The organism is Paenibacillus agri (genome assembly GCF_013359945.1).
GTDB lineage: Bacteria > Bacillota > Bacilli > Paenibacillales > Paenibacillaceae > Paenibacillus_AQ > Paenibacillus_AQ agri.
This window is the reverse complement of record NZ_JABWCS010000196.1, coordinates 29,222-55,448: the sequence shown is the minus strand read 5'-3', so window position 1 is coordinate 55,448 and position 26,227 is coordinate 29,222. Positions and strand designations below refer to the sequence as shown.

At 47.4% G+C, this 26,227-nt stretch carries 22 protein-coding genes and 1 pseudogene; 7 read left to right on the top strand and 16 right to left on the bottom strand.

The genetic code is table 11. The features are described from left to right. Window positions 1-7: 7 nt before the first annotated feature. From HPT30_RS06720 to tnpB, 3 genes are all read left to right on the top strand, one after another. Window positions 8-778, top strand: coding sequence for an SDR family NAD(P)-dependent oxidoreductase (locus HPT30_RS06720; RefSeq protein ID WP_175370657.1), 771 nt, complete (start codon window positions 8-10; stop codon window positions 776-778). Window positions 779-1,504: 726 nt separating this feature from the next. Further along, entirely contained in the window at window positions 1,505-1,807 is a 303-nt protein-coding gene (gene tnpA, locus HPT30_RS31180; RefSeq protein ID WP_446685656.1) for an IS66 family insertion sequence element accessory protein TnpA, read from the top strand. Continuing rightward, a complete protein-coding gene (gene tnpB / locus HPT30_RS30910; protein WP_175370656.1) occupies window positions 1,746-2,183 on the top strand; it encodes an IS66 family insertion sequence element accessory protein TnpB in 438 nt (145 codons plus the stop codon). Before tnpA ends, tnpB begins: the two co-directional genes overlap by 62 nt. A gap of 91 nt (window positions 2,184-2,274) precedes the next feature. Here tnpB and HPT30_RS06705 read toward each other — a convergent pair whose 3' ends face one another. Together HPT30_RS06705 and HPT30_RS06700 are read right to left on the bottom strand one after the other, a co-directional pair. Beyond that, a complete protein-coding gene (locus HPT30_RS06705) occupies window positions 2,275-2,910 on the bottom strand; it encodes a hypothetical protein (RefSeq protein ID WP_175370655.1) in 636 nt (211 codons plus the stop codon). A gap of 21 nt (window positions 2,911-2,931) precedes the next feature. After that, on the bottom strand, window positions 2,932-3,180 hold the full coding sequence (locus HPT30_RS06700) for a matrixin family metalloprotease (protein ID WP_217622277.1): 249 nt from the start codon (window positions 3,178-3,180) through the stop codon (window positions 2,932-2,934). Between HPT30_RS06700 and HPT30_RS30905 the strand changes: the two are divergent. Continuing rightward, a pseudogene (locus HPT30_RS30905) lies at window positions 3,143-4,230 on the top strand (MFS transporter); the annotation flags it as partial. The gene HPT30_RS06700 and the pseudogene HPT30_RS30905 overlap by 38 nt on opposite strands. 948 nt (window positions 4,231-5,178) lie before the next feature. Here HPT30_RS30905 and HPT30_RS06690 read toward each other — a convergent pair. From HPT30_RS06690 to cysT, 5 genes are all read right to left on the bottom strand, one after another. Beyond that, on the bottom strand, window positions 5,179-5,961 hold the full coding sequence (locus HPT30_RS06690; RefSeq protein WP_175370653.1) for an MBL fold metallo-hydrolase: 783 nt from the start codon (window positions 5,959-5,961) through the stop codon (window positions 5,179-5,181). Window positions 5,962-6,320: 359 nt separating this feature from the next. Next, window positions 6,321-7,397, bottom strand: a complete 1,077-nt coding sequence (locus HPT30_RS06685; protein WP_175370652.1) for a sulfate ABC transporter substrate-binding protein — start codon at window positions 7,395-7,397, stop codon at window positions 6,321-6,323. Between the two features lie 560 nt (window positions 7,398-7,957). Beyond that, a complete protein-coding gene (locus tag HPT30_RS06680) occupies window positions 7,958-9,022 on the bottom strand; it encodes a sulfate/molybdate ABC transporter ATP-binding protein (RefSeq protein WP_175370651.1) in 1,065 nt (354 codons plus the stop codon). Between the two features lies 1 nt (window position 9,023). Beyond that, complete coding sequence (locus HPT30_RS06675; RefSeq protein ID WP_175370650.1) at window positions 9,024-9,821, bottom strand: sulfate ABC transporter permease subunit; 798 nt, start codon at window positions 9,819-9,821, stop codon at window positions 9,024-9,026. Beyond that, entirely contained in the window at window positions 9,818-10,636 is an 819-nt protein-coding gene (gene cysT / locus HPT30_RS06670; RefSeq protein WP_175370649.1) for a sulfate ABC transporter permease subunit CysT, read from the bottom strand. Before cysT ends, HPT30_RS06675 begins: the two co-directional genes overlap by 4 nt. A gap of 241 nt (window positions 10,637-10,877) precedes the next feature. On the opposite strand from cysT, the gene HPT30_RS06665 reads away from it, so the two are divergent. Beyond that, window positions 10,878-11,279, top strand: a complete 402-nt coding sequence (locus tag HPT30_RS06665; protein WP_175370648.1) for a secondary thiamine-phosphate synthase enzyme YjbQ — start codon at window positions 10,878-10,880, stop codon at window positions 11,277-11,279. 140 nt (window positions 11,280-11,419) lie between these two features. Here HPT30_RS06665 and HPT30_RS06660 read toward each other — a convergent pair whose 3' ends face one another. The 3 genes from HPT30_RS06660 to HPT30_RS06650 form a co-directional block, all read right to left on the bottom strand. Further along, window positions 11,420-12,001: a TetR/AcrR family transcriptional regulator gene (locus HPT30_RS06660; RefSeq protein ID WP_066373094.1), complete on the bottom strand. Its 582-nt coding sequence runs from the start codon at window positions 11,999-12,001 to the stop codon at window positions 11,420-11,422. A 3-nt stretch (window positions 12,002-12,004) separates the two neighbouring features. Next, the gene (locus HPT30_RS06655) at window positions 12,005-12,637 is read right to left on the bottom strand and encodes a YigZ family protein (protein WP_175370647.1); all 633 of its coding nucleotides are present in this window, start codon (window positions 12,635-12,637) and stop codon (window positions 12,005-12,007) included. Between the two features lie 127 nt (window positions 12,638-12,764). Continuing rightward, window positions 12,765-14,120 carry a glucose-6-phosphate isomerase gene (locus HPT30_RS06650; RefSeq protein WP_066373089.1) on the bottom strand — a complete coding sequence of 452 codons (1,356 nt, stop codon included), beginning with the start codon at window positions 14,118-14,120 and terminating at the stop codon, window positions 12,765-12,767. 271 nt (window positions 14,121-14,391) lie between these two features. Here HPT30_RS06650 and HPT30_RS06645 point away from each other — a divergent pair, with 271 nt between their 5' ends. Continuing rightward, window positions 14,392-15,294 (top strand): NAD(P)-dependent oxidoreductase, encoded by a 903-nt coding sequence (locus tag HPT30_RS06645; protein ID WP_175370646.1) that lies wholly within the window; start codon window positions 14,392-14,394, stop codon window positions 15,292-15,294. A gap of 142 nt (window positions 15,295-15,436) precedes the next feature. Here the strand turns inward: HPT30_RS06645 and ppnP are convergent, their stop codons facing one another. Together ppnP and tkt are read right to left on the bottom strand one after the other, a co-directional pair. Next, complete coding sequence (gene ppnP / locus HPT30_RS06640; RefSeq protein ID WP_175370645.1) at window positions 15,437-15,754, bottom strand: pyrimidine/purine nucleoside phosphorylase; 318 nt, start codon at window positions 15,752-15,754, stop codon at window positions 15,437-15,439. Window positions 15,755-15,785: 31 nt separating this feature from the next. After that, on the bottom strand, window positions 15,786-17,828 hold the full coding sequence (gene tkt / locus HPT30_RS06635) for a transketolase (RefSeq protein WP_175370644.1): 2,043 nt from the start codon (window positions 17,826-17,828) through the stop codon (window positions 15,786-15,788). Between the two features lie 223 nt (window positions 17,829-18,051). Here tkt and HPT30_RS06630 point away from each other — a divergent pair, with 223 nt between their 5' ends. Then, window positions 18,052-18,681, top strand: coding sequence for a hypothetical protein (locus HPT30_RS06630; protein ID WP_175370643.1), 630 nt, complete (start codon window positions 18,052-18,054; stop codon window positions 18,679-18,681). A 27-nt stretch (window positions 18,682-18,708) separates the two neighbouring features. Here the strand turns inward: HPT30_RS06630 and HPT30_RS06625 are convergent, their stop codons facing one another. The 4 genes from HPT30_RS06625 to HPT30_RS06610 form a co-directional block, all read right to left on the bottom strand. Next, the gene (locus HPT30_RS06625) at window positions 18,709-22,623 is read right to left on the bottom strand and encodes an RHS repeat domain-containing protein (RefSeq protein WP_175370642.1); all 3,915 of its coding nucleotides are present in this window, start codon (window positions 22,621-22,623) and stop codon (window positions 18,709-18,711) included. Window positions 22,624-22,635: 12 nt separating this feature from the next. Further along, a complete protein-coding gene (locus HPT30_RS06620) occupies window positions 22,636-24,900 on the bottom strand; it encodes a PKD domain-containing protein (protein ID WP_175370641.1) in 2,265 nt (754 codons plus the stop codon). A 12-nt stretch (window positions 24,901-24,912) separates the two neighbouring features. Next, entirely contained in the window at window positions 24,913-25,521 is a 609-nt protein-coding gene (locus HPT30_RS06615) for a hypothetical protein (RefSeq protein WP_175370640.1), read from the bottom strand. 207 nt (window positions 25,522-25,728) lie between these two features. Beyond that, a complete protein-coding gene (locus HPT30_RS06610; protein ID WP_175370639.1) occupies window positions 25,729-26,226 on the bottom strand; it encodes a hypothetical protein in 498 nt (165 codons plus the stop codon). Between the last annotated feature and the right edge of the window lies 1 nt (window position 26,227).

Here is a 26,227-nt window from a genome sequence, read left to right as displayed (position 1 = left end):
GTGCAGCATGCTGAGCATTGATTTTACCGGCAAAACACTGATCGTTACCGGCGGCCTAACCGGGATCGGCAAGGGCATTGTGGATCTGTTCCTGGAGGCCGGGGCCAATGTCGTCATTGGAGACATCGCCTGCAAGGCAGATTACGAGCAGATCCATGAGCGGCTGGTTCATCTCCGTATTGATGTCACAGTGGCTGAGGATGCCACCAGGCTCATTGAAGGAGCCGTTCAGGCCTTCGGCCGGATCGACTTTCTGGTGAACAACAGCGGCACGTCTACCATGGACTATGCCGTGGACATCAAGGAAGCCGACTGGGATAAGGTTATGGATATCAATGCCAAAGGCGTGTATCTGGTCTCCCAGGCGGGAGCCAGACAGATGCTGCACCAGGGCGGCGGCGGTCGAATTATCAATATCGCTTCACAGGCGGGGAAAAACGGTTATCGCTGCATGGGGAACTACGTGGCCTCCAAGCACGCGGTGCTGGGATTCACCAAGGTGATGGCGATCGAACTCGCCAGTGAGCAAATTCTGGTGAACGCCGTCTGCCCAGGAATTGTGGAGACGGATATGAAGCGCCGTGAACGAATCGAGGGCGCACAGCTCCGGGGGATGACGCCAGAAGATATTCTGGCGGAAGACCGCTCGCAGGTTCCGCTGGGCCGGACCGCGGAGCCGGAGGATGTAGCGAACGTGGTCCTGTTCCTCGCCAGTCCGTTCTCTTCGTACATGACTGGGCAAGCCATCAACGTAACCGGCGGCATGACCATGCATTAGCAGACAAGTTAGGCTAGAAGCTAACCGCGGTTAGCTTCTAGCGGTTAGCGGTTAGCGGTTAGCGGTTAGCGGTTAGCGGTTAGCGGTTAGCGGTTAGACAATAAAGGAGCACAGTAGCTGGGGGTTCAACCCCATGACTGTGCTCCTTTTTAATTCTATGAATTAGCTGTATAGAACGCATTTAAAAACAAACATAGCCAAGAAAAAGAGAGCTTGTATAAGAATAAAGAGAACTTATATAAGAAGGGTCGAAGTGTAATTAACGGCATTTTTGTACCTTAAATCCTTTGCAGCAAAGGGTTATTGGAGATTAAGTGCAATATTGTACCTTAAATCTTCCAGAATCACCCGTTCAGCTTGCTTTTTCGAAAAATAAGATACAAAAATGCCTCTAATTCCCTCATTAGCCTATATTAAAGAAAAATAAGGTGCAAAAATGCTCTTAGTTGGAGAGGTGGCCCCTCTTTACCACTATTAAGACGACTGGTGAAAGGGGAATTTACCGCTTCTAGTGATTGAAGTCTGTCGACACTCTATGTTCCGGTTCTAGCTTGCCTATGGAAAGCTTTCAGGCGTAAGCGTCAAACCGAATACACGTGTTCATAGCTAAGCCAATGGACCATAATGAATCCATCACACATATAAAAGGATGGACTTCAAATGGATAAGTATTTGCAGGAGCTATAGACGGGGTGTATTAGAGCCTATCAATCTAGCGATCAAACGATGAAAGCTTGGTGCACAGAGCATAACCTGACCTTGCATCAATTAAAATATTGGCTATACAAAGCCCAAAAGCAAGAGCAGACCGTTTCAGCCACCACCTTCCGCCCCGTTGCTGTCGCTAGTCTTTCTGGTACAAGCACAATGGAATGCCTTCAGGTCCAAGTCGGTGTTGTCCAGATCAACTTTCGGCTTGGTTTCGAACCGGGACTGCTTCGCGATGTGGTCCCCGCCCTGATACGTTATGCTGAGTTTCCCCTCTGCTTCACCCGTGTATCTTGCTTGCGGTGCAACAGATATCCGTAAATCCATAGACGGATTGGTTGCAATCGTACAGGAACAGTTCGAACTCAATCCGTTTTCCTCCGCGTTGTTTGTGTTTTGCAACCGCAGACGGGATAAGTTCAAAATCCTGCACTGGGACCATGCTGGCTTCTGCAGGATTTTGCAATTGAATAGGCATGAATACATAAACGAAATGGTCACTCTACCGCCACGAAGCACCCAGGAGAGGACCAAACTGCGATATCTTCTGCCCGCGGGCTGCGGCACGGGAAGTTTCAAGTTAGTTTACGCTCTTATTGTAGCGAAAAGGCAGATCCAAACGTATGTCAGCAAGGAAGCAGTTTGTTTGGTCAACCTTATACCTTTAGGGACAATTAAAATAGGGGCAACCCCATAAGCCTGTAACAGCTTTTAGGATAGCCCCATAACGTGTCGGGTATAAAAGAAACCGCCTTTCTGGAGGGCGGCTTCTTCATTCAATTTTTAACTCAGTTTAAATATGCTTCCCGGGCGTCCTCAAAAATAGCTTCTAATTGTTCCCGGGTATCATCGTCTCCTTTAAACTGTATATCATCAGCAGTGCTCTTAGATTGAATACCTTCACCCGCAGTAGGTACTTTACCGTAAACAACGCCACGGATAATGTATACACCAGGATCAGTGAGGCTCTCTCTCAAAAACAGCAAGTATTCTTCATTTTCATTCATCAACTGATATCCTAATGTGCTGTAAACTCTTGATGAGTCGGTCGCTGCATTTTCTTGGACGATGATGGTCTCCCCGCTAGACAACGTGTGGTCGGTATTATTTTTAAATACATCGCTCAGTACAAATTTGGATAATGTGCGATTGTCAATAACCAATCCGTCCACATCTTCTTTTTTCAGAACTACTTCCTCAACCCCGACCTTCGTTCCCTTAACAACAATATCTGTTTGTGCATCCATTTCAGAAAACGTTCCGTAGCTAATGGCGCTACCTTTTGTAATTGCGTAAGGAATTGTTTTCGTCCCTGCCGTATCTTGTACTCCTTGTTTGGCGAATGTGGGGGTCAATGCAAGTGCTGTTGCAACCAATGCAACCGAGAGGCCAGTAATTAAAAACTTAGGTTTCACCTTCATCACAATGTTTCCCCTCCGTAAAGTTTATTGATAAATCGCTTTGATGCCATCCCAATCATCTTGAATAGGATAGGTACCATAAATCCAGCCAGTCGCACGCATAATGGCATTGGTTGTATTAGAGTGCTCAAGACCTAACGAATGCCCTGCTTCATGAGTCCCTGTCTCTTTCGCACGGTTAGCATCTAAGTTTTTAGCCACCGGTTGATTCCAGCGAATAACTGAATTTGTGTAGTTACTTCCTGAAGTGGCCGATAGCTTGCAGGTGTCCATCCCCTTAGCGGGGCTACTCATTACCGGATATGCACTGGGTGTGGCTATAGGAGCTCCCATCATCACAGTCGCAACTCATCGAATGAAGCGAAAGCAGTTACTTCTCTTTCTTATGATTCTGTTCATAGCAGGTAATGCATTGGCTGCTCTTGCACCAAACTATGGAGTATTAATGGTAGCTCGTATCGTGGCTGCATTAACTCACGGGTCCTTCTTTGGTGTTGGATCTGTTATTGCAGCTGGACTTGTTCCTAAGGAAACACGGGCTGGAGCTATTGCCATCATGTTTACGGGTCTGACACTTGCAAATATTCTTGGCGTCCCTATCGGTACATTTATTGGTCAAGCCTATGGATGGAGATCCTCTTTTTGGACGATCACTATAATAGAATTGATTGCTTTGATATTGGGATTGCCATACTCGTTCCAAAAGTAGAGGCATCTTCATCAAGTCTAAAGCAGGAACTTGGTGTACTGCGTCGACCAGCAGTTTATGTTGCTCTTTTAATGACGACGTTTGGTTTTGGAGGAGTCTTTACAGCGTTCACTTATATTTCGCCGATTTTAACTGATATTACTAAGTTCCCGTTAAATTCCGTTTCTTACATCCTTGTTTTGTTCGGAGCCGGCAGCACGCTTGGAAATATTATTGGGGGCAAACTGGCTGACCGTAAATTAATGCCATCTCTTCTTGGGATACTCGTTGTGTTGGCCATAGTTTTAGCAGTATTTTCAATTACGGATCAGTATAAAGTACCCGCTTTGATTAATGTTTTTGTATTGGGAATGGCCGCTCTTGGAACTATACCGGGATTGCAGCTCCATATGCTGAATACGGCCAAAGAAGCTCCAACACTAGCGTCGACTTTAAATGTTGCGGCTTTTAACCTGGTTAATGCGCTTGGTGCGTATATCGGAGGCTTGGTTATAGATTTTCAATTTGGTGGAGGCCTAACAGCCGTTCCTTGGGTTGTTTCGATCGTAACCGTCGTGGGAATTTTATTTACTCTCTGGTGTGCTCAACAACAAAAGAAGAGTATTAGGCCTTAATTTTAGGGTAAGCTTTGCTTACCGCCCACGAGAAATCGTGGGCTTTTTGTGCGGAACTATAATTATTTTTGCCATGCCTGGTTGTTATTTGAGCTCATTACAACAACCACAGCGTCTAATATATCCCTCAATAGACGCAGCGAGATCTCTGTCTGGTTCAGCCTCGGAGATGCGTTTTTTCATCCCTGGTGATTGGCTGATGTTCTATACAGTAAATAACAGTACAGTACAATTCAAGACAAAATCGCGGATCAGATAATATCTGGAACATGGCTTGACTGATTTCCACGGACTAATCCGAGTAAAGAAGCCAGCGACCTGGATTGCTGGCTTCTTTTATTTCATAACGACTTCGGTTGCTTCAGTCAAATGATCATTGGCAAACCGCCAAGAAATTTCTGCTCGTTTTCCTTTCCGGTATCTCACGTATATCTCTTTGAGCAGCTGCCGTCTCAGCTAATCTGTATTCATCATACAGTCGCTCCCATCTGACTGCTAAGTGGGGGATATTTGACGCTCACTTCAGGCGAACGCTTTGGGCCTACAGTTCTAAACTTCCCCGTTCGCTCATTTTCGCTTTTGTTCATTTCTTTTGTTCGGCTTATATAGTAGATACGCTGGTAGCGCTGGACTGCTGGTACTGCTAAATGATAAATGATGCTATATGTGTTTCTGATCACTTGATTTTCCACACTCTGATTGCTCAACTACCCCTACTTATCATGCTTACTATACTTCTCTACTGACATACTCGCTCTCCACTTGCACTTCTTGCACTTATTGTATTTCCTGCTATATTCGCTGCACATACTATACCTGCTCTACTCCCATACCTGTCATGCTTTCTATACCTGCTCTACGCCCATACTTGCTCACTCTCATACTTGCTCTATTTCTATACCTGCTCCTCCACGCCTGCTCTACTCCCATACCTATCTCCTCTTATACTTACTCTGCCGCGTTTGCCAGCGAAACCCTCATCCCCGTCCGCGCCAGCGTGACATGCTCCGGTAGAATATAATCCTTCCGCAAGTCAACATCATGGGACATGTGGGTGTAAATCGCCCTGTGGGGCTTTACTTCCTTCAGCAGTTCCGCGGCCTCCGTCATATCATAGACAGAACGAGTGGACAACTCGGCTGCTTCATAATAGAAGCTTGTCCCCAGTACCAGCAGATCGGCGTTATGCATACGCCGGGTCTCTTCCTCCCCGAGCGAGATAGAGTCTGGACAGTAAACCCACGCATACCCCTCCTTCTCCAGTCGGTAAGCATAGGAATAGCCATTTTTGCCATGGCACACTCTCCACGTCTCTATCGCCCAGCCGTCCAATGTGATCCCTTCATCACAAGGAATCATATCCAGTTGATTCTCCAGCCATGGATACTGACGCTGAATCACCGGAATAACCTCTGCCGGCGCATAGAGCTGACCTCTATACCCCATCCAGCGGCAAGCGTCCGCCCATTCGGGAAGTCCACCGATATGGTCAAAATGAGCATGTGTCACCAGCAAGCGGCGCATATGGCGAATTCCCTGTTCTTCCATCTGCCCCCGCCAATCCGGACCGCAATCAATCACCAGCCCGTCGCTGCCGTTGTCAATCAGTACGGAGGAACGAAGCCGAGCGTTTAGTCCGCCATTTCTCGACTCTGAACAAGTCTCACAATCGCAGTAAACCCGTGGAACTCCCATTGCATCGCCCGTGCCCAAAAATACCAATGTATCCATCAGTTCTCTCTCCTTCTGTCCTATCACGAAGTCTTGTATGCCCATTATAAAACAGGTTGGAGCATCATTGCACGAAGCCAAGGACCCACTTAGTACACCCTATATAGGTCAGCCCCTATAATAAGAAAAGCAGAAAAAGGGACAATCCGCACATTCTAGCTAACCTGATAATACAAAAAGTCGCCCACAAGGCGCTTTGCCTTACGAACGACCACACTTCCCGTCTATTTTCTGTTCCTTCTATTTAACATGAGCTCAAGTTGCGAACGTACGGCTCGGTCGTCACTACGGTGAAGGCTTGGACTTAGGTTGCTCTTGTTATCTGATTTTCCTTTAATCTGCTAACCCAATAGCCTAGCTTAAATCCCAGCCAGCACCTGATACCAGACTCCACGCTTGGAGTACAGCGTGCTGCGCACCTCGTTCCAGCCGCCCAGGTACTGGATGTCGAATAGGCCGGCCGGGATGGGAAAATGGCTTTCGTTGTCAGCATATACCTGTTTATTGACCGGACGGAAGCCATGCTTCGCAAAGATTTCCTGTGCCTGCGGAGTCAGCAGGTAAGCAACAAGTGCATCCGCGGCCTCGCGGGTACCGTGCTTCTCTGCGTATTTGTCCACAACCGCCAGCGGGTTCTCAATGAGAATGGTATCCTGTGGAATAATCACCTCATATTTGACCCCTTTGGCGATTCGCGCGAGCAGCTCGTTCTCATAGGTGACGATCACATCGCCGACACCATATTCGAAGGCGGCCATCGATGCCCGGCCGCTTTTGTCCAGCGACTCCACATTGGCATGTACTCGCTCCAGAAAAGCCTTAGCAGCCACGGGGTCCTTAACCCCTTCCTGCTCCTCAGACAGCTTCAGGCCCGCCCCATAGATGGCGTTGATATCCCACTGGGCGCCGCCGGATGTCTTGGGATTGGGGTAGAGCACCTTAATCCCCGGCTTCGCCAGATCCGCAAAACTGTGAATGCCCTTCGGGTTGCCTTCCCGTGTGCCCAGGGCTACCACCGAACGGGTCACCATCCCGTCCTCGCCGCCCTTGCTTTTCCAGTTCGGCTGTACCAGTCCAGCCTTAACCAACTTGTCGATGTCCCCCTCCATCGCCAGCAGCGTCACATCTGCTTCGAATCCTCCGGCGATGGCACGGGCCTGAGTTCCGGATGCCTCATAGGATTGCTGGAATTCGAGAGTCTGCCCCGTATCCGCTTTCCATTTGGCGGCGAAGATCGGCAATATTTCTTCCATGGCATCCTTGACCACGCTGTAGGCACCGACTACCAGCGTAAGGTCGCCCTTGCGTGAGGGCGCGTCAGCCGCATTACTATCCTTCCCTCCGCTCCCGCAGCCGGTTGCCGTTAGTACAAGCACAACCAGCATTAGAGCGGCGAGCCATCCGTGCAGTTGTCTGCTCCTTTTGAGAGGCTTCATTGCGGCCCACATCCCTTTGAAATAGATAGATGATTGTGTTTCTTCGGCTCAAGTCCGCTTGCTAATCACGTGAGTGAGCAAACATAATCATGGGAATTAACGGGATTCCCTGCCGTTATTCCACTCGCATCGTTACTATTACGAGATTAACTGGAATTTCTCCCGTTATCCCACATGCATCGTTACTATGGTGCGATTAACTGGAATTTCTCCTGTTATCCCACCCGCATCGCCACTATTACGAGCTTAGCTGGAATTTCTCCCGTTATTTTCACCCGCAATGCCATTATTCCGAGATTAACGGGAATTCCTCCTGTTATTTCGACGCTTTTCCTCGAAATCGATGAAAAAGCTTAACTTAACAGGAGTTTTTCCATTTATTCCAACATTCCTCCTCTTACCGGATGATTAACGGGAGTTTTTCCAGTTATTTAAGAAATACCTCTCACTCCACACGCCTCATCTTCGTACAACCTTTTATAACAGCACCTTTATCATTCTTTAAAAGAAAATAGCCTAGCTTGAATTGAATTGGATTGAATTGAATTAGATAAAATAAATTAAATAAATACCGGCATCGGGTCATCCTTCAGGTTGTTCTCCTGAATCCAGCTATCATCCTCATTGAACAGGTAAGCGCGGTGCACCAGCACGGATATTTCCTGCCCTATCTGCAAGGTCTCCTTCTCCAGAGAACGATAAGTCACGAGCTTGTGGCCGTTCACCTCGATCTCTATCAGCCATTCGCTGCCGCGGAAATGCAGATGCTTCACGATGCCCTGCTCCGTAGCGGAGGCGACCCTAAATTCATTCAGGCTGCCCACCTCGATGTACTCCGGACGGATTAGCGCTTTGGTCGGCTTACCTCCGCCAGCATTGTTAAAACCTTTCAGCTCGGAAGCATCATCGATCAGTGTTGATTCGCCGATGAATGTCGCAACGAACGGTGTCTTCGGCTCTTTATAAATATCCCACGGGGTCCCCTTCTGCTCCAGACGCCCCTGGTTAATGATCATGATCTCGTCCGCTACTTCAATCGCTTCATCCTGATCATGAGTAACGAAGATGGAGGTGATACCTACACGTTCTATCAGCTCGCGCAGCCATGAGCGCAGCTCCTGGCGGATCTTCGCGTCAATCGCCGCAAACGGCTCATCCAATAGCAGCAGCTGTGGCTCCGGCGCAAGCGCCCGGGCGAATGCCACACGCTGACGCTGACCACCAGACAACTGGTGCGGGTAGCGTTTTTCAAAACCCTTCAGGCCCGTCAACTCGACAAGCTCGGTCACCCGGTCGCGGATAGCTGTCTTGCTTGCTTTTTTCACCTTCAGGCCAAAGGCAATATTCTCAAATACGGTCATATGCTTGAACAGGGCATAGTTCTGGAAGACGAAGCCGATGCCGCGTTCCTGAGGAGGGAGGTTGTTGACCGTCTGACCATGAAAAATAATCTCTCCGCTATCCGGTGACTCCAGCCCTGCCAGCATGCGCAGGATCGAGGTTTTACCGCCGCCGCTTGGGCCGAGCAGGCCGATCAGATGTCCCTTGGTAATCCCGAATTCCACATCCTTGACGGCATGAAAATCTCCAAAATGCTTATTTAATCCCCGGACTTCGACATGCATATCAATGCACTCCCTTTCTTCTCTTGGTCCATTCCATCAACAGCAGCAGACCTACGGAAAAAGCCGCCAGCACGAGCGCTACCCCGCCAGCAGCGGTTACATTAAAATTCTCGACATCCTGATACACGAGCGTAGTGGCCGTTTGCGTTTTATTCATGATATTGCCCGAGACGACCAGCACCGCCCCGAATTCGCCCAGCGAGCGGGCGACCGTCAAGATGACACCGTACACCACCGCCCAGCGGATCGAAGGCCAGGTCACCCGCCAGAAGGTCGTCCAGCCATAAGCACCAAGCGTCGAAGCCGCTTCCTCCTGCTGAGAGCCGATCTCCTGCAGTACAGGCATAATCTCGCGCACCATCAAGGGGAATGTCACGAAGAGTGTGGCAATCACCATCCCGGGAAAAGCATACACAATCTTCAGCCCGATCCCTTCAAACAGCGCGCCCAGCGCACTGTCCGGTCCGAGAAGCAGCACAATCATCAAGCCGCCAATCACCGGCGAGACCGCATACGGCAGATCGACAATACTGTTCAGCAAGCCTTTCAGCCGCCGTCCGATCCAGCGTGCCCGGACCAGATAAAGAGCCAGCATAATTCCGAACAGTGTGTTCAGCAGTGTTACCACGACCACGACAAAACCGGTCATCATCAGCGCATGCAGCGCTTCTGGCCGGACCAAGGCGTTCCACAAACCAACAGGACCCTGACTGAAGGCTCCCGCGGTCATTTTGCCCAGTGGCGCAGCAATGAGTAGAAAGAACACCAGATACGTTAACCCAATCCAGAGTTTTCTCATGATGATCTTCTCCCCCGCATCTGCACCATATTGATCAGCCATAGGATGAGGAAGGATAAGGTTAGAAGGATGATGGATACGGCTGAGGCGCCTACGGGATTGTCACTCTCCACTTCACCGTAGATAAAAACAGAGGAAACCAGTGTACGGCCTGGGATATTGCCAGCTACGAGCACAACCGCCCCAAACTCCGCCAGCGCCCTTGAGAAAGCCAGCATGCCGCCGCCAATTATTCCGGGAGCCATAGACGGCAGAATCACCTGACGAAAGACCCTAACGCCCTTGGCACCCATGGTATATGCAGCTTCTTCTTCGGAAGGATCCAGTTCCTCCAGTAACGGCTGCACCGCACGGATTACAAAAGGAAACGTAACGAACACCATCGCAATAACGATAGCCGGCTGGTGAAAGACAATCTCGAAGCCCAGCTTCTCTGCGATTCCGCCGATCAGACTACCGGGTCCGAGCAGCAGTAGAATCATTAATCCCCCTACCGCCGTAGGCAGGGCAAACGGTAAATCCACCAGACTGTTCAACAAGACCTTGCCAGGAAAATTGTAGCGGATCAGGACCCAGGCAATCATCGTCCCCACCAGTACATTAATAAGTGCAGCGATAACAGCCAACTTTAAAGTCAGCAGTACCGATTTCCAGGCAATCGGGTCACTGAGGCTTTCGGCGAAATTACCAAAACCCAGCGAGAAGGAGCTATAATACACCCCAAGAATCGGCAGTACAATTAACACTACAAAATACAGCAGGATCGTGGTGCGGAACCCCCAGGTCCATCCTTTGTGTCTAAGCAGCGAATTCAACGATTAGTCCCCCCACCTCCGGCTTACCGGTCGGTATACTTGCCTTTACACACAGCATTATTCCTATTAATATACTCGGTTTAATATTAACACTACTTTACCAAAAGCGACTAACTACCGTCAATTACTTTCCAGGCGTTTTAGGGTAAAATATGTAATGAAAACCATTTCCCCTTGAAAAAGGGCTGCTTCTAGCGTTTCATGCTGTTCAGGTTTGTTGATTCAGAGAGGAGAATGTAGCATGCTGAATACGATCCAGCTATCTACGAGCAAGCGTGACGAACTGCGGGATATTTCCCGTGAGGTGGTATCTTACGTTAAAAAAAGCGGTGTTCAGAATGGAATTCTTGTTGTCTATTGCCCACATACCACAGCGGGAATTGCCATTAACGAGAATGCTGATCCCGACGTAAAACATGATGTGCTAATGCGACTGGATGAGATCTATCCATGGAAGCATCCGAAATATCGCCATGCTGAGGGTAATACAGCTTCCCATCTGAAATCCATTACCGCAGGGCCTTCACAGAGCATCATCATCCATAATGGCGAGCTATTATTAGGACGTTGGCAAGGGATTTATTTTTGCGAATTTGACGGGCCCAGACACAGAGAGTATTATCTGAAAATCGTTGAGGGATAAAACAAGAGGGCCGCTAACGGCTGCTACCGTGAAGCGGCCCTCTTTAAAAAAGATAGCTCCTACAATACTTTCATCAAGCAGAGAAGTGATGTTATACCAATGCAATGCTTTAAAGCGAAAACTTAAAAAAAAAGCAAGCTCTACAGATTGCGGCATAATACCTTGATATGGGAGACTGCTTCTGCTTTGACGTCCTCAAAAGATACTTTATCTTGAATATAGTAAGAAATAAATCCGTGTGCGGATAAAAATAAGGTCAATGGCATACTCTGCCAGTCCCCATGTACAAATCCTTCTTCTTTCATATGACGGCGTACAATACTTGCGAATAAGTCATAACATCGTCCCTGTTCTGCTCTGCAATAGGCCAGCAACTCTTCATCACGGATCATGAACATGATCTCGTATTGATAAGGATGATCCAGTCCAAACCGGATAAACTCCATAATTAGCTGCTCCACCCGTGTCATACCTTCTTCCGGGGGATTATTCATGGCCTGGCTCAGCAGTGCAGCCACATAATTGAAATCCTCGACAACAATGGCGTAGAACAACTCCGCCTTTTCCTTGAAGTGATAATAGAGGGAGCCATGGCTATAACCCAAATGCTGCCCTATGCTGCGCATGGAAATCGCCCGGTATCCTTTGGTGATAAACAAATGCCTGGCTGCCTCCAATATCCTTTCCCTCGACAACTCTTGCTCTACTGCTCTTCTTGCCATCGTCTATTCCCCTTCGTTGTAGTAAAGCCGCCGCCCTTCCGTTACCAAGGCTTGGCCTTGGGTTAGATCTGTTATCCATGCCATAAATGCATCGCCCTCATCATTGCGTGGCAGACAGGTCAGTGTCACTTTGTCGGTGAATAAAGTCTCGCCGGTCTGAATACCTCTGCCCCGGAGCTCGTTCTCAACCTTACCCAGCCAGGTGTAATCCAGTTCCACGAATACCTCCCGCCTCAGTACACGAGTGATGACCTCTCCAGCTTCAAGCGCGATTGCTGCGCCATCTGCGTAAGCCCGGATCAGCCCTCCTGCTCCCAGCATGATGCCTCCGAAATAACGGGTGACAACAATTGCGACATTTTTAACCCCTTGGCTGCGGATTACCTCCAAAATCGGTTTACCTGCTGTTCCGCTAGGCTCCCCGTCGTCAGACTGCCTCTGGATCTCGTCCCTCTCACCAATCATAAAAGCAGAGCAGTTATGTGTGGCGTTCCAATGTTGCTTCTTGATGTCTTCGATAAATTGCACCGCTTCTTCTTCATTCTTCACCGGCATAACATGGCCGATAAAGCGTGACTTACGGATAACGATCTCCTGTGACCCAGGAGCGCGTACCGTCCGGTATTGTTCCAACATGATTGCCCAGTCCTTATACGCAAATAATAGCTTAATATATATGAGGAGCAGTCCCGCGGTAATGATACCTATGGACTGCTCCAGTGTGAGTTACGCTAGTATGAGGGTTGCTACGGTGTAGCCGATGTTACTCGGTAAGTCTGGCTTCCAGCTCAGCCTTTTCCTTCTCGTAACCCGGTTTGCCCAGCAGCGCGAACATGTTCTTCTTGTAAGCTTCAACGCCCGGTTGGTCAAAAGGATTGACGCCCAGCAGGTATCCGCTGATCCCGCAGGCTTTTTCAAAGAAATAAACCAGGTATCCGAAAGTATACGGCGTTTGGTCCGGAATGGTGACGATCAGGTTCGGCACTTGTCCGTCTGTGTGCGCCAGCATCGTTCCTTGGAATGCCTTCTTGTTGACAAAATCCATCGTTTTGCCAGTCAGGAAGTTCAGACCATCCAGATCATCCGGATCGTTCTCGATCGTTACGTGATGAGCCACTTGCTCCACTTGGATGACCGTTTCGAAGATGTTACGGTTACCCTCCTGAATGAATTGACCCATGGAGTGAAGATCTGTTGAGAAATCAACGGAAGAAGGATAAATCCCCTTAAAGTCCTTACCTTCGCTCTCGCCGTACAGCTGTTTCCACCATTCGGAGACAAAGTGCAGGGAAGGCTCGTAGTTGACGAGGATTTCCGTTGTTTTGCCTTTACGGTACAAAGCGTTACGTACAGCAGCGTATTGATAACTTTGGTTCGTTGCCACATCCGGGTTGTTGAACTCATCCGCGGCAGCCGCTGCGCCTTGCATCATTTCTTCGATATTAATGCCTGCAACAGCAATTGGCAATAGACCTACAGGTGTTAGAACGGAATAACGTCCGCCTACATCGTCTGGAATGATGAACGACTCATAGCCTTCTTCATTAGCCAGCTTCTTGAGTGCGCCCTTCTCCTTGTCTGTAGTAGCGTAGATGCGCTTGCGAGCTTCTTCCTTACCGTATTTCTTCTCCAGCTCTGCGCGGAAAATGCGGAAAGCGATAGCCGGTTCAGTAGTCGTACCGGATTTGGAGATTACGTTCACGGAGAAGTCTTTGCCTTCTACGAGATCAAGCAGGTGCGTAATGTATGTGGAGCTGATGTTGTTACCGGCAAAATAAACTTCCGGTGTCTTGCGTTTATCCTTGGAAAGGTTATTGTAGAAGGAATGGGAAAGCGCCTCGATTGCTGCGCGTGCGCCCAGGTAAGAACCGCCGATGCCGATTACGATAAGTACTTCGGAATCACTTTGGATCTTCTTGGCAGCTTGCTGAATACGGGCAAATTCTTCCTTATCGTATGCTGTTGGCAGATCGATCCAGCCCAGGTAGTCGGAACCTACTCCGCTCTTGTTATGTAGCTGCTCGTGAGCTAGTTTTACTGGAGCTGCGAAGTTGTCAATTTCATTCTGTCCGATAAAAGTAAGTGCTTTGCTGTAGTCAAAATTAATCTTTTTAGACATGTGTAATGGTAACCTCCTGTTTGTCTCTTTAAATTTGACACCGTTTGTTACAACTTTATAATAGGATACTTTAATTTTCCTAGGCTGGCAAGGTCTTAGGACACAACCCGGGCTTTAGAACGATGTTTTTGAATAAAACCGAAAACGCTACCTCAGGGTGAAGTGTACCGCTACCTGTGGAACCTGTACAAAGTGCGTGCTAAAATGGAGAAAAGCACTCCACAAATCCTGTCGAATTCAACAGAAATCCAATAGCGAAGGTGTGAAAGTAATGACAACTATCGGCTTTATCGGACTCGGAACGATGGGGGCGCCTATGGCCTCCAACCTGCTTCGCGGTGGATTTCAGGTCACCGTTTATAACCGTACAGCTTCCAAGTGCACTCCACTTGTAGAAGAAGGCGCTCAGGCGGCAGCAACACCGCGTGCAGCAGCAGAAGGCAAGGATGTTATTATTACCATGATCAGCAACGATGATTCCATCCGTGAAGTATATTACGGAGAAGAGGGCATTCTGGGAACGCTGAAGCCCGGAACAGTCGTGATTGATTCCAGTACAATCTCCCCTGGACTGGTGCAAGAGATTGCAGCAGCCGTGGAAGCGCGCGGTAGCCAATTCCTCGACGCACCGGTAACTGGCAGCAAGCCTGCAGCCGTAGATGGCACGCTAGTATTCATGGTCGGCGGCAGCGCCGAGGTCATTGAGGCGAACCGTGCCCTCTTCGATACTATGGGCAAAAAGCTGCTGCATATGGGCGGCAACGGCCGCGGCGCCGTCGCCAAGCTGGCCCACAACACTATGGTGGGTATCCATAACGTTGCGCTTGCCGAAGGCTTCTCCATCGCCGTGAAATCAGGCGTTCCAGCGGACAAGTTCTTGGAACTGGTGCAACTCGGTTCAGCAGGCAGCAAGCAAGCGGAGCTCAAAGGCCGCAAAATCATCGAGGATGACTTCAGCAACCAGTTCTCACTAGCCCTGATGCTCAAGGACCTGAAGCTCGCCTCTTCGCTCAGCGATGCCACAGGCGTTCCTACGCCGATGCTGGGTCTCGCCAAAAGCCTGTTCCAAGCCGGTTATACCCAGGGCTTCGGCGAGGAGGATCTTTCTGCCGTAGTAAAAACCTACGAGTCCTGGATTGGTCAAAAAATCGGCGAAGAAAAGCCGGAGCAATAATATAGTGTAGTTGCAGCCGAAGGATTCACTGCTGCATTGAACAAAAGACTGCTTTTTCTCGGACCCGCTGGTCCAGAAAAGCAGTCTTTTGTTGTAACCGATTAGAAAAGGAGCCCCGCACAAGCGGAGCTCCTTTTACAAATTACAACTCTGGGTAAGAACAGATATAATCCGTTACGCCGAATACTTCCAGCGCAAATTTGGAGTTACCAGGAACGTGGAAAGTCTCCGCTCCTTTAATCTCCTGCCATACCTCTGCACCGGGAAGCAACACCTTCAAGTCGCCGGACAGAATCTCCATAATCTCAGGACCGTCTGTACCGAACTCGTATACACCCGGAAGCATGATGCCAAGGGTTACCTTGGTTCCATTTTCCAAATGAACCGTACGGCTGGTGACTTGCCCTCCATAATACACATTGGCTGCCTTGACAATCGTCGCATTCTTAAACTCGCTCATGTCCTGTTCTCCCCCTATAAGTTGCAATAGCTTACAGCAAAGCTTTTACGCGGCTAACTACATTCTCCACGGTGAAACCATACTCTTTGATTACAGTATCGCCAGGCGCTGAAGCACCGAAGGTTGTGATACCCAGGATGTCGCCTTGATCTCCAGTGTAACGTTCCCAACCGAAGGTTTGTGCCATTTCAATCGCCAGACGGGCTTTAACGCCCGGCAGGATCACGGAATCGCGATATGCTTTGTCTTGTTTTTCGAACAGATCCCAGCTTGGCAAGCTGATGACACGAACATCAATGCCTTCTTCAGCCAAAGCAGCTTGTGCTTTCACTGCCAGTTGAACTTCGGAACCCGTCGCAATGATTTGTGCTTGCGGGGTGCCATTCTTCGCATCGGAAACTACGTATCCACCGCGTTTGATGTTCTCGCGCACGCCTTCCACAGTACCAGCCAGGATCGGCAGGTTTTGACGAGTAAGCACCAGTGCTACCGGGTTGTCCTTGTTCTCGAGCGCATACGCCCAAGCTGCCGAAGTTTCGTTGGCATCTGCCGGACGAATCACAGTAAGACCTGGAATGATACGCAGGGAAGCCAATTGTTCGATCGGCTCGTGAGTAGGACCATCTTCACCAACAGCGATACTGTCGTGAGTCAGAACATAAGTTACAGGCAGCTTCATGATGGAAGCCAGACGAACTGCCGGACGCAAGTAGTCAGTGAATACGAAGAACGTACCGCCGAATACTTTCAGACCGCTGTGCAGTGCAATCCCGTTCATCGCTGCTGCCATACCGAATTCACGAACGCCGAAATAGATATTGCGGCCTTCATAAGATTCAGATGTAAAGACCGGCAGGTCTTTCAGGTGAGTCATTGTGGAGCTCTCAAGGTCTGCAGAACCACCAACCAGTTGTGGTACGCTTGGAGCCAGACCGTTCAGTGCACTACCGGAAGCCACGCGTGTGGACACGGCTTTATCTTCTGTTGTGTAGAACGGAAGATTAGCATCCCAGCCTTCTGGAAGCTCACCATTCAGAGCGGTTTCGAACTGGGCAGCCAATTCAGGATAAGCTTTTTTATAAGCTGCGAACTGCTCGTCCCATGCTTTGTTAGCGGCAATCCCCTTATCTTTCACTTCTGCAAAACGCGCACGAACTTCATCCGGCACATAGAAATCTTCTTCGTATACCCATTTGTAGAATTCCTTGGTCAGCTTCGCTTCTTCTGCACCCAGCGGAGAACCGTGTGTACCACCATGGCCGCCTTTACCTTGCTTGTTCGGGCTACCGTAACCGATAACGGTTTTTACTTCGATCAGTGTTGGTTTGTTCAATTCAGCTTGTGCTTCAGCAATCGCTTTTTCCAGAGCAGGAAGATCGTTACCATCCTCTACACGCAGCACTTGCCAGCCATAAGCTTCAAAACGCTGAGCTACGTTCTCAGAGAACGCCAAGTTCAGCTTCCCGTCAAGGGAGATATCATTGGAATCGTACAGTACTACCAGCTTGCCCAGCTTCAAATGTCCAGCGAGGGAAGCGGATTCGGAAGAAATGCCTTCCATCAAGTCGCCGTCACCACAGATTGCATAGGTAAAGTGGTCGATGATTTTATGTTGATCTTTATTATAAGTAGCACCCAGTTGGGCTTCAGCCAGTGCCATCCCTACAGCCATCCCGATCCCTTGTCCGAGCGGGCCTGTTGTAGCGTCAACGCCAGCGGTGTGGCCGAACTCAGGGTGTCCTGGAGTCAAGCTGCCCCATTGGCGGAATTGCTTCAATTCTTCCATAGGCAGATCATAACCACTGAGGTGCAAGAGGCTGTACAGCAGCATAGAGCCATGTCCTGCGGACAATACAAAACGGTCACGGTTCACCCAAGTTGGATGTTCCGGGTTATGGTTCATTGTTTTTGCAAACAATTGATAGCCCATCGGTGCGGAACCCATCGGCATACCTGGATGTCCGGAATTTGCTTTTTCAATTGCATCAATGGACAGGGTACGGATCGTTGTGATCGCCAGATTGTCGATAGTGGAGTTCTCTTCCTTCTGGATAGCTTGTGTGGAATCACTCATTTTAAATTGTCCTCCTCTGAAATCTCAAGAATGTCATTTTGACTCTTATTGTATCACTAGTGTAGAAGCATTACCATTTCTTTTTGTGCGCACTGGTCTCAGGTCCAGTATTTGTTTAAGACTAAAGTTTGTTTTACAACGCCGGATTATACAGTAAGATGGAATTACTCAAACAGAATTTTACCGAAATATCCATTACTACCAGCAGAAAGGGATCTGGGACATGACTCAAAGCAAACATATCTATATTGTGCTGACCGGAACGGGTACCGCTTTTAGCGGCTTTATCCGCTTGTTCACAAGGGCCAATCTGAATCACGCCTCCATTGCCTTTGATCCTGAATTGAGAGAAGTCTACAGCTTCGGCAGGAAAAAAATGTACAACCCGTTTGTCGCCGGGCTTATTCGAGAGAACTTTGTGGACCCTTTTTACAACAGTGCAAACTGTGCTATTTATCAATTAAAGGTATCCCATGAGGAATACGACACCATGTATAAACACGTTCAGGGCATGATGAAACACCAGGACCGGTACAAATATCATTTACTGGGCCTGGTTGGAGTATTATTTAATATTAAATTTGATAGGGAAAACGCCTATTTCTGCTCGCATTTCGTCGCGTCTGTCTTCGAAGAGACCCAAAGGCTTCCTGTGAATAAACCGTCCTGCTTTGTTACGCCAGAGGACTTTGCCCTCTCGTTGTATCATCATAAGATTTATAGTGGCAAGCTGTGCTATTACCTGCGCAAGATCAATTATAATGCGGCTCGCTCAGACACGTTCATTATGACTTCTGGGTCCGCCAGAATGATGAAGGATATAAAGGAACAGGCAGAGGAAGCCGTTATCTAATCGACCTTCCTCCGCCGTCTATGCTTACTATTTTATACGATGAAACCGGAAATACTCTGACCAATCATCCAGGATTTGAACCGTTACCTTATCGACTTTGACCTGATATTCGTTCGTAGCCGTGAAGGTGAACGTAAGGGGGCCGTCAGGCAACTTTTCAAAAGAGGAATCATACAGTTCCCCCCTCCATACCAGCTTATCCTCATTGTCCGGACGCAGCTGCGTGCTGTACCCGCCCGGCATAGTCACCTCCACCGTATCCGGCAACCCTGTAGTGTCCGCCAGGAAAACAAATTTCTCTCCCGCCCAAAACACGCTATAACCCCGCGGCTGCTCTCTGTCACCACTCTTCTTCAGATTATAATTCTGTCGATTCAAATTCCACTCTTCCGTATGCTTCACTCCGCCCTTAACGCTCAACAAATTCACCATGAGATATTTCCGAGCGGAAACATTACTCCAGTCAAATCCGTCAAACACCTCGACCTCTACGGCATACTTTTCATTCTCGATCAGAGCCCCGGCCGGAATCTGCCACTGCTTCGCAGATGAGACTTGGTCCCCGGACTGTACTTTTATCGCTCCAGTGGCCAGATTGACAATTCTCACACGGAAACGTTGCTGCAGATCTCCATCCTCATCCTGATAGTCCCACTTAATAATTGGAGTCAATGTACTGGCAATGGTCGGCTTATTCGGGTTGTCACTCGTTGGATACGTAATGTTGACCTTCGGCAACCGGTTCACTACGGTGATGTTTTGGGACAACTCTCTAAACAGCCCCAGTGAATCGGTAACAATCTGACGATACGTAAATGTACCATTAGATGTGAACTGTTTGGTGAGGTCCTTCTGTGAGCTGGCCAATGCTTCTGCTCCGCTGGAAGTTTTAAGGTAGTATTTATAGGATAGAACGTCTCCCTTCGGCTCGTCCGGATCAGAAGCTGTACTCTTGATGCTTAGCACATCTGTACGATAAATTGGTACCTTCGTAGCATCCTTGCCGGTATCCGTAGTCAGTGTAAACCCAGGTTTCGGCGGGTTATCGATGATGAACGACTTTTCATTAGAAACCTCAGACCACGAATTTTTGGAATAGGCTCGTCCTAAAACTGTGAAATATTCAAAGCGTTCGAATGTATTATTGGGAACTTGGTACTGCCTAAGTAGCCCAGTAGTATCCGGATTTTCAACACTTTTAGCTAGCAGTCCTTGCTTGGTGAAAAACTCTAGCCGGTACTTCTCTTGCGGATCATTTTCTGGATCGGAGTATGTCCATTGAATCAATGGATCCCCTTGTTTCTCGCTATCAAGAATGGTCGGATTGGCGACTGTTCCGACTGGAGATGTTATCGTCATGGATGGCGCCAGATTTTTGTAGACCGTGACCTTGAGTGAATCCACATTGGATTTGGCTCCTATTTGATCCACTGCCCAGTGCTCCAAGGTGTAGATTCCCGGTTCTGGAAAATTCACTTGGATATTTGGGGTGCGGTATAGCTTAGTTGTTCCGTCGCTGTCCGTTACCTTCCAGAAATATTGTAAGCTGGCTACATCCGATGAATCTTCATCAGTAGCAGCTGATGTAAACTGTTTAGAATCGTATTGATAAGCTGTCGATGGACCAACGATTGCCGCAGTAGGTACATGATTCAGAACAGTAAACCTTCTCGTTGCATTAGAACTAAGTGACCCATCTGAAGCCGTCAGACGCATTTCCCAACCATCTGAAATAGCTTGCTGCTGGGTAATGCCATTTTGAGCGATCAAATCCCGGATTGTCATGTTCTGGTTTCGATGATTACCCGCCCAATAATATGGACTGCTATTATTTCTTGCATACCAGAGATAGGTTAGACTATCTCCATCTTCATCCGGATCTGGTGTCATATTTTCCATCGTAATCAACGTATCTCTGTACACTTCTGTCGGCATATTAAAGGCTGCTACCGGTGGATGATTAATGACTTTCACAGTCTGACTGTATGGTTCTGACCAAAGGCCACGGTTATCATGCACCTTAAGAGTGATCTGATACGTCCCCACCCCAAATTGCGCAATATTCGGAGGGGTAGCTGCTCCTCCCCAATAAGGCCATACCTCTTGCCAACCATTTTTAATCACAGACCATTGATAAATATCCAATGGGTCATTATCAGGATCAAAAGACCTGTCTGTAATCGTCGTTGCCTTGCGATAAGAGACGATATTCGGATCAACCGTAAAGAGTGCTACCGGTGGTAAATTCGTAGGAGCTCCAACCGTCCGCTGGCACCAATCGCTCCAAACCCCTAATCCGTCCTCACCATCCACGTCCCTCACACGTAAGCGAATATCATATTGATCAGTAGATGGAAGATTCGAAGGCGGTGGACCATCAATCCAAACCCCCGATTCTGTTTTCTTATATTGCCACTGCCGGTCTACCAGACCTTTATTGACTGCACGGATGTGATCCAAGTCATAACTGCTATCTGTGATTTGTAGTGTGCCGCCCACCAATTTGGCCGAGAATAAAGCAATCGGCTTACGATGTACATGGAAGGTCATGGAGGATAAGTTATCACGGCTCCACTTCCGATAGACATCAAATCGGTCATCGTTTAACGGGTTATCGCGGCCCTGAAATGTCACCGTATATACCCCACTTAAAGGAAATGAGAGATAGGGAGTAGTTCGCCAAAGTCCGCTGTCTCCAATGATCCCCATAGAGTTGTCATAAAAGTTAGGATCATGATCGTATCTGTAACGCTCCGTGTACTTAGGATCGCCTTCAGAGTCAAAAAATTTCGTTCTGGTCTCGATTGTTGTATCTATTAAAATAAAGGATTTATTGCGCAGTTGCTGTTTAACGTTAATGGTTAAATTTGCAGTTTGTTTCAATCCTGAAGGATCTGACGCTGTGATCAGAACAGTGTATGTCCCGGGGGGAATGCCGTCCTGGATCGCATCGATTGGAATATAAAATGGTTTCGATGTTTTTGCTTGTGGTACTACCGTTTTTTTGTAAAACACATTCGGTATCTCTGCTGTTACCGTCACATCATCGTTATCAGGGTCACTGACATACCCTTCAATATTTATACCGCTCAAATTCGGGGCGTTAACCAACGTGATTCCGTTAGGTGTCCCTACCGATAATGTAGGGGGATGATTGGGTATGAGGCGTGCTACCTCCGTCATATAGGGAGTCCAGCCTCCCGGCCCATACCTAGTTGTTAAAGGCTCACCTAAATCTGTCCTGCGCCAAGCTGAGCGTACATTCATTCTCATTCTTACATATTCAGGGTCGCCAGCCTTGTAGCCAGTAAAGTAATTCCATCCTTCCAGGTATTCATTTGGGAGATAATTATTTTTTTCATTTGGATAATTATTATTTTTTTGACGATCTCTTAATTCAGACATATTGAAAGAAAAATTATAATTAATAATATCTGGATTGTTGAATTTCCACCATGTCCCGTAATCGGCAGACCAGGAATTAACATTGCCTGCCCATTCACCTATAGAGGGTCCAAAACACTGATAATCATTATTTCCATAAGCAATCTCAGATTGCAGGCCTCCCTCCGAATAAACCGATAAACAGGATTCCACCGTTATGGTTTGCGCCCATAAATTTGAACTCCCGCTAGGCATTTGCCAATTATAAATTCCGATCCCCACATCGGGGTTTCCGGGAGCAATGTCATACGATAGCTTTTTAGTAATCTTGTTGTAAGTAATATTCGTTAACTTGGTCGTAGGGAAATTTATATTGATCCAACCGTCATGTTGTCCAATACCCGGATTAAAAGTTATGTCTTTATAGCGTATGATCTCATCACTTTCTGCGGCAGAGACCGTTGCTGTCAATTCCTTTACCCCAAGGATCTGTTCGGAGAACGAGGTGATCAGAAGAACAAACACTAGGGTCATGATTATTTTTTTTGAAAATTTCATTTGTTCCTCCTTCTATAGATCCCAATCAACTTCGGGCGCCCGGTTATTTACTTCGACAATCCGCTCAATCACATTCTGAGTATTATCAGAGTTGTTTCGTTGCCTGTCATTATCCGTAACAAAATCTTCAATCGTTGCCTGTCCAAACTCTTCAATAACTGTGAGCCGGATCTCGTATCTCCCAACCTGATACAATTCCAAATTTAGACGGGATTTGTTCTCATCATTGAACGTTACCCATCCTTCATCTGTAAAACTTCCGTTGTTATTAGAATCATATCGATACTGCCAGATCCGACGGCCGATATTATCCTTGTCTGGAGAAAAGGACATATCATCGATGGAAACGACTGCTTTATTCCAGTTGCTCGGATCTCTGTACACCTTCCCAGGGATATTAAAATACGCAAAGGGGAGCTCATCGGGAGCGATATCGAAGGTGATCTCGCTATCAGCGCCATATCCTGCTGTGTTTTCTACATGGATGGTAGCCCGATATTTACCCGGCTTCTTAAAGAGCACATCCTTACTCTCCAGCTCAGCCAAGCTGCCCACGTATTTGATATCAGCATTGGTTCCCCCGCTAATTGCGCTGAGGGTTACCCGGGTCTTTTCCTTAATAATCGGGAACCTAGTTGGACTTTGACTGCTATTGATTAAGGTGGTTTTCCGGTTTTGTTTGAGCGATCCGTTTATTTGAAGACTAGCATCTGGAGTAGGCTCAATAACAGTCACTTCGGTGCTGGTACTGCCGATAAGGCCATCATTATCGACCACTGTAAGAGCAATCGGGAAGGTCTGACCAACCTGTTCTCTGGTGTACCATATGTATCCCCTCGAAGTATTACCAATTTCCCCCTGAGCTCCATGTGTTCCCCAAGCATAGTCAGTAATATAACCGTCCGGGTCGCTTGAAGCCCCGCCATTGACCAACATATCATTCCCTGCTTTGACAAACTTCGGTGCGCTGATTCGGGCAATTGGTGGCTTTCCTTCTGGTTTTGTTGGTGTACTCGGTACAGTTGGATAGGTTACAACAGGATCATGAACAATGTACGCCCGTGCCGTCACTTCCATATTCTGCTCCAAGGAGGTTATCGACCCGCTCTTTGTAGGTACTGGTTTTTTGAAGCGTACAACAACAGTCAGGGAGTAGTCCTGTCTGAAAAGATCGTTTTTTATCTTAACTGCCGGGATCTCGAAATCGAAACTCTTCGATGTTGCAAGAACCTTGTTATAGTCTTTCTTCATATCAGCGGAGGTCTTTCCTTTTTCCTTCGCATAGAAGACCCATTCCTCAATGTTAGAGGCGTCTGTATATCCTAGCAGATCTCCTTTGACATTAATTTTCACTTCAACTTTATTGCCTTCCAATTTGCTTGGGTTCGGGCTTGGTTTTTCTAGTGTAGCTGTCCCGTTTAATGTGGGTTCAGTAGGTAGGGAGTAGTCGAAGGTGATGTTTCCACCATAACTGTAAGTGGTAACATTGGCTTTAGCTTCATAATAATAGCTGACATTAGCAAAGTATTTTCTTCCTTCAGCCTTACCACTCAGCCCTTCTTTATCTTCAGGCTCATAAGGAACGCTATTCGGAATATAGTAATTGATAATAACTCTGCCGTTCTTAAATTTCGGCTCATCTTTCACGTAATCAGAATAGGAAGTGAGAACAGGTCTAATGGAAGAATTGATTATATCTTGTGAGTCAATTACTTCTGATACAGAACCGTTATACCATTTGAGATACGAACTATCTTGTAAAGGTCCCGCTGTTACTACCGTCAAGGGAGGATCATGAGATGGGTATCCGTCCTCAGCGGGTTTATCTTTGTGTTTCATAGCATTATTATTTTCATCGTATTCATTAATTTGCCAGCGTCTTCCGTCGGAATATAACCAGATTGAGTTGTAGATTTTAGTGTTATACTTCCGATCATAAGATGCATTAAAACCCTGCACATCATCGATAACCTTCTTATTAGCTGTTCCTTTCAAAGTCAGCTTTATCTTTCCATTTTCAATGGAAAGATTGCCAACCTTCTCGTTATTTCCGGTATACTTTAGAGTGTTTTGCAAAACAGTAGCACTTGCCACTCCACTAGGCAGATCTAATAAAAAGCTTTTTGCACTATTACTCGCCCCTGTTAACCCCGTTGTGATCGGAATAGCAAGGGAACCAGATTTGGTTCCCGCATCCGCAGCTTGGACATATTCATGATTTGGAAAGCCTGCCAGTAACAATGTAAAAATCAATACAAGATACGTGGTTTTCCTCATAATCTTCTACCTCTATTGATTTTCCATAATGTATTTTTCACTGAATTGACCATCATGGGCCAGCCCAATAGCGAAATAGTTAAAACTACCCTTATACATATAAGCCTGATAAGTTGACAATTGTTCTCCTGGTTTTAGAACAATTCTATTAAGGGCCAACTTATCATTGGTTTTGCCAATGCGCGACCAATTCGATACAGGATCAACAATGTCTTTACCGAATCTCAAATCCCAATATTCACCGTTAATATTATCTATTGTCTTCTTGCTATTGTTTTTGACGGTAATTTTGGTCCAAATAAAATATTTAGGGTTAGCAATCAAACCAGACTGATCACCGTATTTGTAAGTTTTACGCAAGTTAATTGCTTCTGTAGAGTTGAAATCATAAATCATAATTTTCTCCAGCGTGTAACTCAACCCCCCGGCAGTAACCGTCACCGGCAGTTCCACATCTTTCTTCAGCCCATACTTCGACAAGTTATCAGTCATGATCGGCTGGGCTTTTGTAGTAGGAGCTGCTGCTGCATCTACTTTCGAAACGTCCACTGCACCCTGCCCCAAAATTCCACCTACCAACATCGTTGCTGCTAGAGTTACCTTCATCATTGTGTTCTTCATTCAAAACATCTCCTTTAGGATATTTATTTGATGCGGCCACCTAAGGCCACGGATCAGGTTTACCCACTCCAACTATGCTCCAGTGATTCATCTCACCGGGTCGTTTTTACGCCATTCTTGAACAGGTTATCCGCCACAACGGGGGTATGTATTGCGACAACAGAGCCCAGGACATACACTCCTCTGGGGCTCCAATTGTCGCTCAAATTACTTATTGTACTTGTACTCCTGAACTGCCGGTACGGTAATGGCTTCTTGCGTTTTTGTTCTAGCAATCAATACCGGATGCTTAGTTTCTATGACCGCTATAACGGAAGGACCTTGTATATATTTGGTGATGCCGTATTTGCGGTCCTCGTAGAGTAATGGGAATCTTGCTCCTCTGGATTCATCTACGATATCGAACTTTACGATTTTGACCTTGTCTCGAAATCTACTTCCCACTTTGGGAGAAAGATCATTACCTAGACCAAGATTATGGCGAAGCGAATCCTCAAAGGTTGCATAAGCTTGGGCGGGGTCGATAATCAGTCGGCCTTGTGCGCGGGCAGCCTCATCCATTTCTTGTGCAGCGTCATGAACGGCGACGTTACCGGCATCCTTCAGCATGCTTCGCAGCGTGTCCCATTCCTGATTCTGAATTTGAAAGAACCAGGAATAAATAAAGATCAGTAGTACAAAAGCCAGTTTGATAATATAGTCCATC

Coding starts and splice junctions, on each gene's coding strand:
- tnpB (WP_175370656.1), top strand. CDS start 1,746: ATGCTGAGTTTCCCCTCTGCTTCACCCGTGTATCTTGCTTGCGGTGCA.
- HPT30_RS06655 (WP_175370647.1), bottom strand. CDS start 12,637: ATGTTGGAACAATACCGGACGGTACGCGCTCCTGGGTCACAGGAGATC.
- HPT30_RS06675 (WP_175370650.1), bottom strand. CDS start 9,821: ATGAGAAAACTCTGGATTGGGTTAACGTATCTGGTGTTCTTTCTACTC.
- HPT30_RS06720 (WP_175370657.1), top strand. CDS start 8: ATGCTGAGCATTGATTTTACCGGCAAAACACTGATCGTTACCGGCGGC.
- HPT30_RS06660 (WP_066373094.1), bottom strand. CDS start 12,001: ATGGCAAGAAGAGCAGTAGAGCAAGAGTTGTCGAGGGAAAGGATATTG.
- tnpA (WP_446685656.1), top strand. CDS start 1,505: ATGAAAGCTTGGTGCACAGAGCATAACCTGACCTTGCATCAATTAAAA.
- tkt (WP_175370644.1), bottom strand. CDS start 17,828: ATGAGTGATTCCACACAAGCTATCCAGAAGGAAGAGAACTCCACTATC.
- HPT30_RS06685 (WP_175370652.1), bottom strand. CDS start 7,397: ATGAAGCCTCTCAAAAGGAGCAGACAACTGCACGGATGGCTCGCCGCT.
- HPT30_RS06690 (WP_175370653.1), bottom strand. CDS start 5,961: ATGGATACATTGGTATTTTTGGGCACGGGCGATGCAATGGGAGTTCCA.
- HPT30_RS06645 (WP_175370646.1), top strand. CDS start 14,392: ATGACAACTATCGGCTTTATCGGACTCGGAACGATGGGGGCGCCTATG.
- HPT30_RS06625 (WP_175370642.1), bottom strand. CDS start 22,623: ATGAAATTTTCAAAAAAAATAATCATGACCCTAGTGTTTGTTCTTCTG.
- HPT30_RS06700 (WP_217622277.1), bottom strand. CDS start 3,180: ATGGACACCTGCAAGCTATCGGCCACTTCAGGAAGTAACTACACAAAT.
- HPT30_RS06630 (WP_175370643.1), top strand. CDS start 18,052: ATGACTCAAAGCAAACATATCTATATTGTGCTGACCGGAACGGGTACC.
- HPT30_RS06615 (WP_175370640.1), bottom strand. CDS start 25,521: ATGAAGAACACAATGATGAAGGTAACTCTAGCAGCAACGATGTTGGTA.
- HPT30_RS06665 (WP_175370648.1), top strand. CDS start 10,878: ATGCTGAATACGATCCAGCTATCTACGAGCAAGCGTGACGAACTGCGG.
- HPT30_RS06610 (WP_175370639.1), bottom strand. CDS start 26,226: ATGGACTATATTATCAAACTGGCTTTTGTACTACTGATCTTTATTTAT.
- HPT30_RS06620 (WP_175370641.1), bottom strand. CDS start 24,900: ATGAGGAAAACCACGTATCTTGTATTGATTTTTACATTGTTACTGGCA.
- HPT30_RS06680 (WP_175370651.1), bottom strand. CDS start 9,022: ATGCATGTCGAAGTCCGGGGATTAAATAAGCATTTTGGAGATTTTCAT.
- ppnP (WP_175370645.1), bottom strand. CDS start 15,754: ATGAGCGAGTTTAAGAATGCGACGATTGTCAAGGCAGCCAATGTGTAT.
- HPT30_RS06650 (WP_066373089.1), bottom strand. CDS start 14,120: ATGTCTAAAAAGATTAATTTTGACTACAGCAAAGCACTTACTTTTATC.